Source organism: Thermaurantimonas aggregans, assembly GCF_003851885.1.
GTDB classification, from domain to species: Bacteria; Bacteroidota; Bacteroidia; order Flavobacteriales; family Schleiferiaceae; genus Thermaurantimonas; species Thermaurantimonas aggregans.
The window spans coordinates 125285-138407 of the sequence record NZ_BHZE01000005.1 but is presented as its reverse complement, the minus strand read 5'-3'; the positions used below and the strand labels follow the sequence as shown (position 1 = coordinate 138407).

Here is a 13123-nt window from a genome sequence, read left to right as displayed (position 1 = left end):
TAGGGTGCGTAAAAGCATTTGCGTAAAACTGTGATTGAATCTGTGAAAATCTAATCGGTGTCTCCATTTTTAGTTAAAATATAAGTTCAAAGACTTAACGACTATACCAAATTACCTTTCGACCCTCTCTCTAAATCCGGTGAATTAAAGAGGGGGCGTCTCCTGCAGTACTCGCAGCTGGGTGCTGTATGGTTTGGGCTTTATTATAATCAATTTCATTGGTCATTTAATCGATCATTGATTTTCGAAATTGGTAATATCTATTTTAGAAAAATGTAATTGAGGTTTATTAAAAGTTTGACTGAAAATTATGATACTTGTCGTAAAGGAAATTTTATTAAAAGAATAGTGTATTGGGAGGAGAAATTATTGATGTGAGTGTGATTTCCCTGCCGATAATTTTCATGGAGCGTATGTCGGAGGTATTAACAGGTACAAGGAGTATGGAATCTTGATTTTCGTAGTAGGAATTGACTTCTTGAAGAGTGTTATAAATATCTTGAAATTTTGGATGTTCGGAACGAGCTATAAAAACAGATTTTTGAATGCGGATGCATCCTTGTTTTATGAGATATTTTGAAATTTGAGTGCGTATTTTATTGTTTTCGATATCGTACATAATTAGGTAAATCATTTCTGTAGATTTTAGCTGTTGGTCAAAAATTTTTAGAACTGAGCGTAAGCGTTCGTCAAGAGGAAGTAGGGGATCGGGCTGTTCAGGGGGATTAAGTGCTTGAGCACGTAAATTTTTTTGGTAGATTTTGTGAAGTTTTTCTTTTAATGAATAAGGTCGATTTTTGGGCTTTGCCATTATTGGTTGGCTTTAGGAGGATAAAAAACCAGGTACTTCAGGTAGATTAGTAGGCAGACTGGTGAGATACTGCTCAAGGAGCTGGCGGCATAAGTTATTGAGCTCTGTATTGGTGCCAGTTTTAGGGGTAGGCACTACGGAAAATCCTTTTTTTCCATAGAATAGATTAATCTCGGCTCGTAGATTACCAGCGCGAAGCACGAATTTACGACCGAAGTTTATTGGTAAAATTTCTAATACTTCGATTTGATTTTGATTAAAGAAATTGACAATGGCTTCTTTATGCTCATCTACTTCGGGTGGCACATAGTAATTTTTTTCTCGTAAGGAACGGGCATTAGGGTTGAGTTTAGCTTTAATTTGCTGGAGGATATCTGGAGCGGGGTCGTTGGCTTGGTGGGCAGAAGGTGCTGTCGTCTCGCTTAGTATTTTTTCGGCTTGGCTCACTTCATGCCGAATGGCAAAGAGATCGTCAGGTGGGATAAAAGAAAATATATCGATTTTTTCATTGTCAGAGCGAGAGAGAAGATCAGGGTCGTAGCTTAAAAAAGTGGCGCGTGAAACGTCGTGAGTAGCACGATCGAGCCATTGCATAGCTTGGTGTTCGGTAGCAAATCGAGTAGCAAATATTTTATAAAAAGCTGCATATAGTGGAGCGTCGGATAGAGGCTCTGCGAGTTCAAAAATAAGTTTAAGGCCATCGGCACCAGGCGACATAAATATGGCTTTAACAGTGGGATGCTGGAAGAATTGGCTTTTAATCTGTTGAAGTTGTTCAGGATGGTCACTCACGTGATCGAAATCGATGATGAAAAATTGTGTATTTACAAAATTTTCTTTTCGACGGTAGGGGGGATTAAATAGAGAAGTGGTGAAAAAAGGGAGTTGACGTTTTTTTTCGGAATAAATTCGGGGGTCGAGGGCGCGGATACGCCTGAGGTTTAAAATTTGATTAATAAAGCTTTGATCTGGTTGACGAATTAGGTGAAGAATTTGATGCAGTGTAATTTTTTCCAGAGGCTCATTTAAAGCCATTACTGAGCGACCGTACATCATGGTTGAGAGAATTTTAGAAATTTTTGAGCGAGGGAATGGGCGTAATTTTCCAAGTGGGTGGCGCGTGAGCGTTCGAGTTGGCCTTGTGCTATAACTTCAGCCAGGTAGTCGTTCACGCTTTGAATAAGAATGCGCTTACCTATACCGTCGAGTAAATATTCACGTTGATTTTCGATTCGAAAGCACTCATCAAAAAATGCATTTGCGCGAAAGAGAGTAATAACAACATAATCGATCCAGTACCTAAACTTTTCGATGATATCAAAGACAAGAGCAGGGCGATTGTAATCGTCGCGATGATATATTCCCATATATGGATCGATGCCAGCTTTTATAAGGGCACCTTCCACTTTTCCATATAAAATTCCGTAACCGTAATTCAGTGCGCAGTTGAAGGGATCGTAAGCCGGGTGTTGCGAGCGTTGCTCAAATCGCCATTGATTTGGTAGAAGTAATGAGACGCCCTCAAAATAGCGACGGCCGGCTACACCTTCCCACCCGCGAAGGGTAGGGGCAATGTCAGAAATATGAGGTGCTTTTATGGATTGGATTTTGGATTTATAGTCTTCAAGGCTATTAATAATTGATTGAATTCGGCGGTCGTCGGGCGAACGATCGTCAGGTTTAAAGGCGAGAAGTACCGTTATTTGGTTATCGAGCTTTTCGGTGAGAAGTTCTTTAATAAAATCTACTGCTGCAGCTGAATAAAGAAATTCGACTTGTTTTTGTCGAATAGTTGAAATTGAGCCAAACTGTACGGACCAAACGCGGCCATGTGGCTTACCTCGCGAGTCAATAAAAATTACATCAATACTGTGTTGAATTGCAAGCATTATAGCATCTGAAGTGACTGCAGCAGATGGGTGTACTAAAATGCTGCGAACTTGATCGGCGGGAATTCGTTGCTGGCCTTCGAGCGTTGATATTAAAAAAGCGTTGTTTTCCTTACGGAGAGTGAGCCCATGGGAATTAAGCACGAGTTGCATGCTCGTAGGTTTTATACAAAGATATTAAGGTATTTATTTATTTTTTAAGATAAATTTGTGTTAGTAATTCAGACAAATTGTAGGTTATAACTATCCTAATGGCGAGATTGTGAAAAGCTCTTTAATACTTATTTCATTTGTTCACTTTTAAAAAAATCTTTTTTATTCACCTTTTGGATATCTATCAAAGAGAAGTTTTTTTACTTTCTCCCCTCTCTTCGCTTATTGGCGGAATGGGGGGGGAGAGGAAGTGCTTCTTTAAATCCGCCTGTCGGATCTAAAAAGGGATTTAGGGTGCGTAAAAAGCATTTGCGTAAAACTGTGATTGAATCTGTGAAAATCTAATCGGTGTCTCCATTTTTAGTTAAAGTATAAGTTCAAAGACTTAACGACTATACCAAATTACCTTTCGACCCTCTCTCTAAATCCGGTGAATTAAAGAGGGGGCATCTCCTGCAGTACTCGCAGCTGGGTGCGGTATGGTTTGGGTTTGGATTTTATTTTGAGTTAAAGTTTGAGTTCAACAGCTTTAAAAAAAAGGTACGCCAAAAGAGAAAAAATTAAATATCAACTTCGAAGGTATAGCGTATGCGTCGATAGTCGGCATGGGCGAAAAAGGAAAGACAGGTGTGCCACAGGGTGTTTTTAATTCGGAGGTAAGATTGGTTTTTGGGGATTTTGATGAGAAAGCGCATGCGGTAGTAGTCGCTTACGCGAGCTACTGGCGGAAACTCAGGGCCTATGATGTGGATCTCTTGAAGTGTAGTGAGGCTCTGGGCGAGTTGTGAGGCAGCTGCCTGAAGGATTTTGAGGTCGCGATGGCGCAGGGTGAGCTGTATCATACGCACGAAAGGTGGATAGTGAAACTCGCGACGTTCGGCTGCCTGCCATTGGTAGAAGTCGCCGTAGTGATGTGTGCTTACATGAGTGAGTACGGGATGCTGTGGTGTGTAGGTCTGGATAAATACTTTGCCCACCTGTCCGCTGCGGCCGCTGCGACCTGCTACTTGCTCAAGCAGCTGAAAGGCGCGCTCATGGGCGCGGTATTCGGGAAAGTAGAGGAGATTGTCGGCATTGACGACGCCAACGACTTCTACATTGGCGAAGTTGAGGCCTTTTGTTACCATTTGAGTGCCGACGAGTATGTCTATTTGGCCTGTTTCCATGTCGGTAAGGAGTTGTTGATAGCGCTTTTTGCTGCGTGCGGTATCTAGGTCGAGTCGCTCGATGCGGGCATTGGGAAAATAGGTAGTGAGTTCGTCTTCGATCTGTTCGGTGCCAGCTCCTTGCAGCTGCAGTTGTACACTACCACATGCGCTGCAAGCGAGGGGAACAGGCTTTTCACTACCGCAGTAGTGACAGCGGAGCTTGTGGGCAGCCTTGTGCAAAGTGAGGGCGATATCGCAGTGCTGGCACATAAGTATCAAGCCACATTCGGTACATACGAGACGGGGAGCATATCCACGGCGATTTTGGAAGATGATGGACTGCCTGCCGCGAGCTATGGCTTGTTCAATGGCTAGAAGCAGCGCCTGACTGAAGTTGCCGCGCAGCTGACCTTTCTTTCGGGCTGCTCTGAGATCGACAATTTCGACAGTGGGGAGACTCAAGCCTTCATAGCGCTGGTGTAGCTCTACGAGGTCGTATTTGCCTATTTGGGTGTTAAAATAGCTTTCGATGGAGGGAGTGGCGCTGCCGAGAAGTACTCGAGCATCGAAGAGACTAGCGAGGTAGATGGCTGCATCCCGGCCCTGGTAGCGGGGGTTTGGGGCATCTTGGCGGTAAGAGGGGTCGTGCTCTTCATCGATTATGACGAGTCTGAGGTCGGAGTAGGGCAGAAAGAGGGCACTGCGCGCACCGACAACGATGCGGCCTGTGGGCTCACATTTTCTGACGGATTCCCATACATCTGTTTGTTCGCGGTCGGACATCCGGCTGTGGTAGAGACTGATTTGATCGCCGAAAAATTGGCGAAGGCGACCGATGAGTTGGGTGGTAAGGGCTATTTCAGGTACTAATAAGAGGCATTGGCCGCCCGATTGCTGCACCTGCTTCATCAGGTGTACGTAGATTTCAGTCTTGCCGCTGGAGGTAACCCCGTGCAAGAGTACGATTCTCTTTTTTTGAAAAGAATCCAAAATCTGCTGTAGGGCTTGGTTTTGTACAGGCGTGAGCGTGTATGCCTGCATGCCAGAGCGGCCGATGATGGAGGATTCTTTCACCTCTACGATTTCAAAAATACCTTTTTCTACTAAAGCATCTAACGATGACATGGAGGCGCGTGAAACATCGAGTAGTTTTTCGCGGGTAATGGGTTGACCAGTAGATTCGAGCTGATAATAGGCTAATAGGAGGTTTTGCTGGCTTTTGGCCCGCGTATTAGGGCTGAGAATGGCAGCAATGAGCTCTTCGCTGTTGGGCCTGAGTCTGACAACTTTTATCCACTTTTCAAGGCTCTGGTGTTTGATGGATTCTTTGATGAGCAGTAGTCCGCTATCGACCAGATGGCGAACTACTTTTACAGAGCTTGCCCCTGAAAATTTTATTACGTCGTTTAATGTGGTTTCGCTATTGGAACGGGTAATTCGAAGTACTTCGAGTTCGGTATCGCTGAGCGTGTCGGGCCACTGTTCTTCGTCGAGCGGGCAGAGGAGTTGGGTTTCGCTTTCGAGTTTCAGTCGCGAGGGCAGTGCTACGTTCATTACCTCACCTGGCGTGCACATGTAATAAGAGGCAAGCCACTCCCAAAACTGCAAGATGCGCTGATCGTCGATGGCAGGACCGAGCACTTCGAGAATAGCTTTAGGCTGATGGTTTTCTGGTTTTTCGTTGTGAAGGCGGAGTATGATCCCGGAGTAGATCTTTCGATTGCCAAATTGGACAAGTACTCGGATGCCCGGCCTGAGCAGGGTGTGCATGTTTTCGGGAATAATGTAAGTAAAACCGCCGGCCAGAGGCCTTGGAAGAAGTACTTCGGCAAATCGGGGGAAGCTTGGGTTTTCCAATGGCTATAAGCTCTTAATGGAAGTTTCGAATGGTATGCGGTACTGTATGCTGCGCGCAAGTGTGATTTCGTCAGCATATTCGAGTTCTTCGCCTATGGCAACTCCTCGTGCAAGTGTAGTGATCTGTATGGAAAGGTCTTTTGTCTTTTTAAAGACGAAGAAAGCGGTAGTATCGCCTTCGGCAGTAGAGGGCAGAGCAATGATCAATTCCTGAACGCCGGTTGTTTGAATGCGCTCAGGCAGGTCAGCTACTGCAATGTCAGATGGGCCTATACCAGCCATCGGATTAATAAGGCCTCCGAGCACGTGATATTTTCCGCGGAATTGGCCGGTATTTTCGATAGCGAGTACATCGCGCACATCCTCAACCACGCAAAGGCGTGAGGCATCACGCCTCGGGTCGCTACAAATGTCGCAAAGGTCTGATTCGGAGATGTTATGGCACACGCGACAGGTTTTCACATCTCTTACTAAGGCATGTATGGCTTCAGCGAGTTTTAAACCCACTTCTTTATCGCGCGACAACAGGTGTAGTGCCAATCGCAAGGCTGTTTTACGGCCAATGCCTGGCAACTTAGCAATCTCAGTTACGGCATTTTCTAATATGCGCGACGGTAGGGTAGGTTCATTCATGTAGATCAATTACTTATCAAAACTCAACACAAAAACGCAAAGTAAGGCAAATTCTATCTAAATCTACTTTTGCAACGAGCGATTTGTTTCTACGGTAGGTTTTTTGCCACATCATCGAACCATATATGCGTTCGCATTACCAGGTTCAATGGCTTTAAAAATCTCAGTGGCGAATCATCTCCCTTGCTGGCACGATGGTATCATATCCTTTGTTTTTGAAATATTGTAAATCGCTTGCTGAGGATATGCGCACTAAGGCAAAATCACCTCCCCATGCACCTAGAGATTTAATTAACAAAGGATAATTTTTAAAGAGCGATTGTTTTATCGTAGGCAAGCCTATTAGGCGACTGATGAGGCCCTCGTGTTGCTCAAGCAGGTAATCGAAGTCTGCTGAAGTATTGACTCTTGATAATTCGATGCTTATGGTATCTACATCATCTATAAGTACAGGATCGATCTGTACGGAAGCAGTGCGACTGAGCTCAGCTTGTGAGGATTGCTTTTTACCCAGATAAAGAAAGCAAAGGCTATCTACGTCGGGCATAGTGTATTCCAGAAGTTGAACCTCCGGTTTTGGTTTTCGAAGTTTGAATAAAAGCGGTTTGCCGTGAAGCGATACAGCCACATCGTAACCACTGCCCGAGAGGGTTGAGAAGAAGAGTTCGAAAGCATCGCACTGCGACCACTGAGCGAGGAGTGCTACTAACGTGCTGCTGCTGCCAAGGCCCCAATGGCGGGAAAACTCAAGTAGAGTTTCGACTTGGTAGCCAGTGTATTTGAAAGCAGGATTGAGCTCTTGGGCTTTTTTCAAAAGTTTTATAAGTGTATCAGCTTCAGCCGTTGATTCGCTGGGTATCAATTCTTTTCCTTCAAAAGTGACTGAAAGCCATATTTGCCCGTCGGCATCACGAGCTTGCCAGATGAGTTTTTCGCTGTAGGGAAGGGGAGTGGCTTTAAGTTGCTGTCCGTAGCGCGTGGGCAGTGCTAAGGCACGTGCACCATGCGTCACGGCATATTCGCCTGTGAGCATCAGTTTTCCGAAGGCGTAAGATTCGAACGGAATCCTTTCCATCAAGAGAGATGTTTTCTTACGTAATCGGCGTCTTCAGGGGTATCTACGGGTATGCTTTGAAAATCGGTTTCAATGCAATGAATTCGGTAACCTGCCGCCAACCACCGAAGTTGTTCCAATTTTTCGGCATCTTCAAGAGGAGATGAGGGAAGTTGTACGATTTCTTCTAATACTTGACTGCGGAAGGCGTAAATGCCTATGTGATGGTAGTAAGTAAACGATGCTGTCCATTGCTCGCGCGGCACGTCGCGTTGGTAGGGAATGATGCTGCGGCTGAAATATAAAGCGCGATTGTACTGGTCGAGCACTACATGCACTGTTCCCTCTTTGAGTTCGCTAGCGGATAAAACTTGTCGCACAGCAGTTGCAATTTGTACAGATGGATTTAAAAAAAGAGCTGCCAGATTTTTAGGCAGTAGGGGGTCCAGGAGGGGCTCATCACCCTGAATATTTATGACTACATCAAATGATAAACCTTCCATTTCAAGGGCAGAGAGCACTTCGGCACAGCGGCTGGTGCCGTTTTGATGTTCAGGAGAGGTCATTAGTGCACGACCACCAAAGCTGTGTACAACGGCTGAAATACGCTCATCGTCGGTGGCTACTACCAGTAAATCTACCGCTCCGATAGCTCTTTCGTACACATGTTGAATCATGGGTTTGCCGCCAAGGTCAATGAGCGGTTTGCCCGGAAGTCGAGTGCTGCCATATCGCGCAGGTATAATGCCGAGTACTTTCATGAATGCAGATAATAAAAAATGCGTAATAAATCAGCTGGCAAAGTTCGGCCCGCTGACAGAAACTATACAGATGTGAAAAAAAGGAATCACAAAAAAACATTTTTAGTGCAGGAAAATTGGGAAAATCTATAAACCAATAAGTTTTAATATGCTGATATTCAAAATTTAAACTTTTATTTTCAACACTACAAGCCTGCTAAGAGCGAGAGGCATCAAGAGCTGCAGGGCAGGAAAGCGATTTTCTGAGAGTAAAAGTCAATTTCTTTTATAGATTTGCGCCCGTCTGCAGGTGGCCCTAATACGGCCTTAATAGGGAATGCGGTGAAAATCCGCAACTGTACCCGCAGCTGTGAGCTTCGACAAAAAGCGCTGTCCATATCAAAGCCACTGTCGCCACGTAAAAGCGATGGGAAGGCGGACAGCGTGAAGCAAGTCAGAAGACCTACCGCAGATGTTAACCCAATGCCGCTTGTCTCTCGGGAATAAGGGACAGCCTGAAAATGAATGGATTAAATTACATACTTGGAGCTTGGTTGCTCTCCTGGGCTCTTTGTTCTCAGCATACGTATTTGCCTGAAGTGGACGTGCGCGCCAGCCGCATTCACCTCTCCACATCAGGGTTTATGGAATTTTCACCTGACTCTTCTTTGTTAAAAAACAAGGCTTTTTTAGAAGTTACTGACTTGCTGCGTTATTCCTTACCAGCTGTCGTTCGGCAATATGGTCCAGGAATGATAACAACTTTCAGAGTACGAGGGCTGGCATCAGAACACTTCAAAGTCGTTTGGAACGGCCTGAGCATCAACAATCCGGCAATGGGCCTCTTTGATTTCAGCGGTGTACCTGGATTTGCTTTCGATCAACTGTCTATATATCAAGGCAATATGGCAGGTTTTTATGGCTCAGGGGCAGGTAGCGGAGCCTTGCTGCTCGGTTCAAAACCTGTGGCTGAAGCCATAGAAGCCAGCGCTATTTCATCGATCGGATCGTTTGGTTATCGGCAGGCCGGAGTAATGGCAGGAACTAATATGGGCCGATTCAGCACAAAAATATCTATAAACCAACATCTTGCTTCAAATGACTTCGAATACATAAACCTATCGAGACAGCGCCAACGACTGTCCAATGGAAGCTACATACACACCAATGCCACTCTGGATTTTGGCTATAAAATCGACGAACGTTTACGACTTCATATGGCCGTTTGGAAACAGAGGTCGTTTATCAACATACCACCATCGCGTGTGGAGTCGCGCTTTAATACCAGCAGACAATGGAACGACAACCTTCGCACAGTACTCTTACTTACTGGAAGAGCAGGTTTAGTTCACTATTCGACTGGTGTCGGATATATATCTGAAAAAATTGTTTATCAAAATGATCTACTTCGAACCACCGATTCTAGTGAAGTTAAGGGCGTTCAAACATTTTTTAGAGGACAAACAACTTTTAATAAAACGTGGAATGTATTGTTCAACACGGAATTGAGCCACTACAATGCTCCATCGAAACTCCGGGCTGAAGGTGCCCAACAAACGCTGGCCATAGCAAGTACAACCGTGGAACACTGGATACATCGGAAAATTCGCCTGGCACTCACCGCAAGGCAGGAATGGATGGATGGAAATTGGGCACCTTCAGTTTTCAGACTTTCAGGTGAAAAGTTTTTAAACGCTTTAAAATTCAGCATTTCAGCTGGTAATCACTTTCGATGGCCTACACTCAACGAGCGTTTTTGGACGCCAGGAGGTAATCCTGACCTTCAATCTGAATCAGGCTATACTGCTGAATTAGGCTTGAGGTACAGACAAAAATGGAAGCTCTTGGATGTAGAGATCAATGCACAACCTTTTGCACAACAAATTAATCAACTAATCCTATGGCAGCCCGTGGGAGCTTTCTGGTCGCCCATCAATGTACAGAGCGCACAAAGTGCAGGTGTGGAAGTACGAGCTGAGTCTAGAGTTCAATTAAAAGATCGAAATACGGTGAATTTTCAAATCAACTACTGCTTTAATCGCACTGAAATAACTAAAGCAGAGGGCGCAATGTCTTCTACTGTGGGCAAACAGCTTATTTACAGTCCATTACACATTGCAAATTTCTCACTTGGGTACACTTTCAATACTTGGCAATATTTAGCATCATCGCATGTACAAGGCGCTCAGCACACCCTGAGCGACAACCATCCTTCAGGACTATTAAAAGGTTTTGCAGTGTTTAATACATTGATAAATAAAGAGATTACCAGAAAAAATTTTAATTTAAGCATAGGAATAGAAGTTCGAAATATATTCAATACGGAATATCAGATGGTTGCACAGCGACCCATGCCCGGAAGAGAATATCGACTTAATCTATTAATACGCTATTATCAACCTAAAACCAGAAATCTATGACCAAAAATCACGTAGTAGCAGCGGCTGCCTTAGCAATCGTTGTGGCGGCTTCATGTAAAAAGGATGATGCCATTCAACTCCCTGAAAAACTCTATCAACCGGGAGTATTAGTTGTAAACGAAGGCCCCTTCGGCAGCGGAACAGGAACGCTTGACTTTTATGATCCACAAACCAAAAAGTTGGAATCAGACATTTATCAGAAAGTTAACGGGGTTCCGATTGGTAACATCTTTCAGTCAGCCTATTTCGACTTGTCATATGGGTATTTAGTGGCTAATAATTCGGGTGCCGTTCGCGTGGTAGATGCGAATAATTTAAAACTTGTAGGTACTCTTGAGGATATGGCCTCGCCACGCTACGCAGTAAGGACGGGCACTTTATCTGTTGCCATTTCCGATTGGGCATCAGGAAAGGTGTTTTTTTATCAAACTCCATCCTTTGTAAAACTGGCTGAAGTAGAAAGTGGAAATGGTCCCGAAAGAATGTATTATCAGCCATCGAGTAACAAACTCTATGTACTCAACTCCGGCGGATTTTTCACTGATTCTACCATTACCGTCATTAATACAACCAATTTTCAGGTTATTCGCAAAATTCAAGTACCTTACAATCCCAACGCATTTGCAGTAGATAAAGATGGTAAGCTGTGGGTAATTTGTGGTGGCAAGAAAGATTTTACAAATCCTGCAAACAACACACCCGGTGCCCTTGTGCGCATCAACACCTCTACTGATCAAGTGGAACTAACTCTCAGCTTCCCAGATGCAGGCAAATTCCCATCAAACCTTACCATCAACCGCGATCGAGATGTTTTGTACTTTGTCGATGATAAATACTTTGGCGGTGTATATAGAATGAACATCACCGCCAATGCATTGCCCAGTGATCCTGTGATCAACCGTACGGCATATGCTTTGGCCATCGACGACATTAGAGGCGACCTTTATCTCGGTGATGCTGGCAACTTCAATCAAGCAGGTAAGATGATTCGATACACGGTACCATCTCTTACACCAGTTGATTCTCAGCAAGTAGGGGTAATACCTGGCAATTTCACTTTTAGATAGTCAACAACTAGAGTTGATTCTTGGCCTGTACAGCTCGAGCAGTAGTGTACAGGCTTTTTCTTTATTAAGTTGATTAATTCGATTTGGCTGCAAGTCCATAAGATTGGGGGAATTTTCTCGACCTTTGCAGCTAATGACTGAAAGGCTAAAGTTTACAATTCGCGTACCCAATAAGAAAATTTTACACGCACTCGAACAGCGCCTTGAGCGCGTTCAAGGTGGTATAGGTAAGTTAGGCGTGCTAGAAAAACTCGTTTTGAAATTAGGTGTACTTCAGGGAAGCTTACATCCTGTAATTCAGCATCCTAAATTTTTGCTTTTTGCAGGCGATCACCTTACCGGACTCAAACTCTCCAATGACCCGATAAGCCCGGCAGCGCGAAGGGTTAATAAGATGTTGCTCGACGAAGCCCCAGTGCTAAGAATAGCCCATCAGGCTGAAATAGACGTAAAAATCATCGACTGTGGAATTCATTATCCCTTGGAGGGATTTATTGACTATTGGATGCACAAAGGTTCACTGATTCTCAACAGAAAAATTCGCGGAGCCGCAAGAGATTTTATTCATGAAGCTTCACTTACCACGCATGAAGTTCATCAAGCCATTGCTTACGGAGCTGATTTGATCAACTCGTACTATTATTTAGGATCTAATGTGTTTTTGCTTGGCCATATTGGCTCGTCTTGTAAAATTTCAACGCTTGCGTTGGGAGCTTCGATTTTTGAGGTAGAACCGTCATCTCTTCTTCACTTAATCAAGGTTGAGGATGAAATTTTACTAAAAAATGCGGTTTTAGCCCTTAAAAAACATCCAAAGACGCGCGATCCGATCAATCAAATAGCAATTTGGGGCACGTATCAAATCGCAATGATGGTGGGAGCCATTCTTAAACTTGCTGAGAAAGAGCTTTTAATCGTGGTGGACGATGAAGAAGCGCTCCTTGCACTCTACTTAGCTTGGAAGCTACACCCCGAAGTGGCAGAGTATGCCATATTGGCGCAAAATTCTTCGCTTATCGCTCAACACATACAAAGACAAATACAAATACAACCTGTATTTGATTTTAAAATTTCAGCCGAAGAAGGCATGGGAGCTGTGCCTGCTTTTCAGTTATTGAAAATGGCATGTGAAATATTTAATTAAAACCTGTTTATCAATGAATTATGTTAAATCAACTAAACTTTTTAATTATATGATAAAAAATTTCTAAAAAGCTGATATTGTATTTTTTAGAATATTTAACATCAATTTTTGGTTGATTTTATTTAAAAATGTAATTTAGTTGAAACTTTTAAAAAATTGATATTCAATCACAATACATTAATTATCTTTAATTCAGGCTTACAGAAC

The 13123-nt window shown here is 43.8% G+C and carries 10 protein-coding genes and 1 riboswitch; of the genes, 3 read left to right on the top strand and 7 right to left on the bottom strand.

The genetic code is table 11. From position 1 onward, the window contains the following. Positions 1 to 337: 337 nt before the first annotated feature. The 7 genes from cas2 to kdsB all read right to left on the bottom strand — a co-directional run bounded on the left by cas2 (position 338) and on the right by kdsB (position 8306). Positions 338 to 811: a CRISPR-associated endonuclease Cas2 gene (cas2, locus tag EIP89_RS04025; RefSeq protein ID WP_124397372.1), complete on the bottom strand. Its 474-nt coding sequence runs from the start codon at positions 809 to 811 to the stop codon at positions 338 to 340. A 12-nt stretch (positions 812 to 823) separates the two neighbouring features. Further along, positions 824 to 1867, bottom strand: coding sequence for a CRISPR-associated primase-polymerase type B (locus EIP89_RS04020; protein WP_124397371.1), 1044 nt, complete (start codon positions 1865 to 1867; stop codon positions 824 to 826). Further along, a complete protein-coding gene (gene cas1 / locus EIP89_RS04015; protein ID WP_124397370.1) occupies positions 1864 to 2853 on the bottom strand; it encodes a CRISPR-associated endonuclease Cas1 in 990 nt (329 codons plus the stop codon). The genes EIP89_RS04020 and cas1 overlap by 4 nt, the downstream gene beginning before the upstream one ends. 560 nt (positions 2854 to 3413) lie before the next feature. After that, positions 3414 to 5858, bottom strand: coding sequence for a replication restart helicase PriA (priA, locus tag EIP89_RS04010; RefSeq protein ID WP_124397369.1), 2445 nt, complete (start codon positions 5856 to 5858; stop codon positions 3414 to 3416). 3 nt (positions 5859 to 5861) lie between these two features. Beyond that, positions 5862 to 6491 (bottom strand): recombination mediator RecR, encoded by a 630-nt coding sequence (gene recR / locus EIP89_RS04005; protein WP_124397368.1) that lies wholly within the window; start codon positions 6489 to 6491, stop codon positions 5862 to 5864. 163 nt (positions 6492 to 6654) lie between these two features. Beyond that, complete coding sequence (locus EIP89_RS04000; RefSeq protein WP_124397367.1) at positions 6655 to 7566, bottom strand: GYDIA family GHMP kinase; 912 nt, start codon at positions 7564 to 7566, stop codon at positions 6655 to 6657. Further along, positions 7566 to 8306: a 3-deoxy-manno-octulosonate cytidylyltransferase gene (gene kdsB / locus EIP89_RS03995; protein ID WP_124397366.1), complete on the bottom strand. Its 741-nt coding sequence runs from the start codon at positions 8304 to 8306 to the stop codon at positions 7566 to 7568. Before kdsB ends, EIP89_RS04000 begins: the two co-directional genes overlap by 1 nt. A gap of 269 nt (positions 8307 to 8575) precedes the next feature. Beyond that, a riboswitch (cobalamin riboswitch) is annotated at positions 8576 to 8770 on the top strand. A gap of 36 nt (positions 8771 to 8806) precedes the next feature. On the opposite strand from kdsB, the gene EIP89_RS03990 reads away from it, so the two are divergent. The 3 genes from EIP89_RS03990 to EIP89_RS03980 all read left to right on the top strand — a co-directional run bounded on the left by EIP89_RS03990 (position 8807) and on the right by EIP89_RS03980 (position 12916). Continuing rightward, on the top strand, positions 8807 to 10705 hold the full coding sequence (locus tag EIP89_RS03990) for a TonB-dependent receptor (protein ID WP_124397365.1): 1899 nt from the start codon (positions 8807 to 8809) through the stop codon (positions 10703 to 10705). Next, positions 10702 to 11772, top strand: coding sequence for a DUF5074 domain-containing protein (locus EIP89_RS03985; protein WP_124397364.1), 1071 nt, complete (start codon positions 10702 to 10704; stop codon positions 11770 to 11772). Before EIP89_RS03990 ends, EIP89_RS03985 begins: the two co-directional genes overlap by 4 nt. Before the next feature lie 133 nt (positions 11773 to 11905). Beyond that, positions 11906 to 12916: a nicotinate-nucleotide--dimethylbenzimidazole phosphoribosyltransferase gene (locus EIP89_RS03980; protein WP_124397363.1), complete on the top strand. Its 1011-nt coding sequence runs from the start codon at positions 11906 to 11908 to the stop codon at positions 12914 to 12916. Positions 12917 to 13123: the final 207 nt, after the last annotated feature.

Bases quoted from the DNA above. Each gene is read 5' to 3' on its own strand.
- EIP89_RS03990 (WP_124397365.1), top strand. From the start codon at position 8,807: ATGAATGGATTAAATTACATACTTGGAGCTTGGTTGCTCTCCTGGGCT.
- EIP89_RS03985 (WP_124397364.1), top strand. From the start codon at position 10,702: ATGACCAAAAATCACGTAGTAGCAGCGGCTGCCTTAGCAATCGTTGTG.
- EIP89_RS04000 (WP_124397367.1), bottom strand. From the start codon at position 7,566: ATGGAAAGGATTCCGTTCGAATCTTACGCCTTCGGAAAACTGATGCTC.
- EIP89_RS04020 (WP_124397371.1), bottom strand. From the start codon at position 1,867: ATGATGTACGGTCGCTCAGTAATGGCTTTAAATGAGCCTCTGGAAAAA.
- cas2 (WP_124397372.1), bottom strand. From the start codon at position 811: ATGGCAAAGCCCAAAAATCGACCTTATTCATTAAAAGAAAAACTTCAC.
- EIP89_RS03980 (WP_124397363.1), top strand. From the start codon at position 11,906: ATGACTGAAAGGCTAAAGTTTACAATTCGCGTACCCAATAAGAAAATT.
- recR (WP_124397368.1), bottom strand. From the start codon at position 6,491: ATGAATGAACCTACCCTACCGTCGCGCATATTAGAAAATGCCGTAACT.
- cas1 (WP_124397370.1), bottom strand. From the start codon at position 2,853: ATGCAACTCGTGCTTAATTCCCATGGGCTCACTCTCCGTAAGGAAAAC.
- kdsB (WP_124397366.1), bottom strand. From the start codon at position 8,306: ATGAAAGTACTCGGCATTATACCTGCGCGATATGGCAGCACTCGACTT.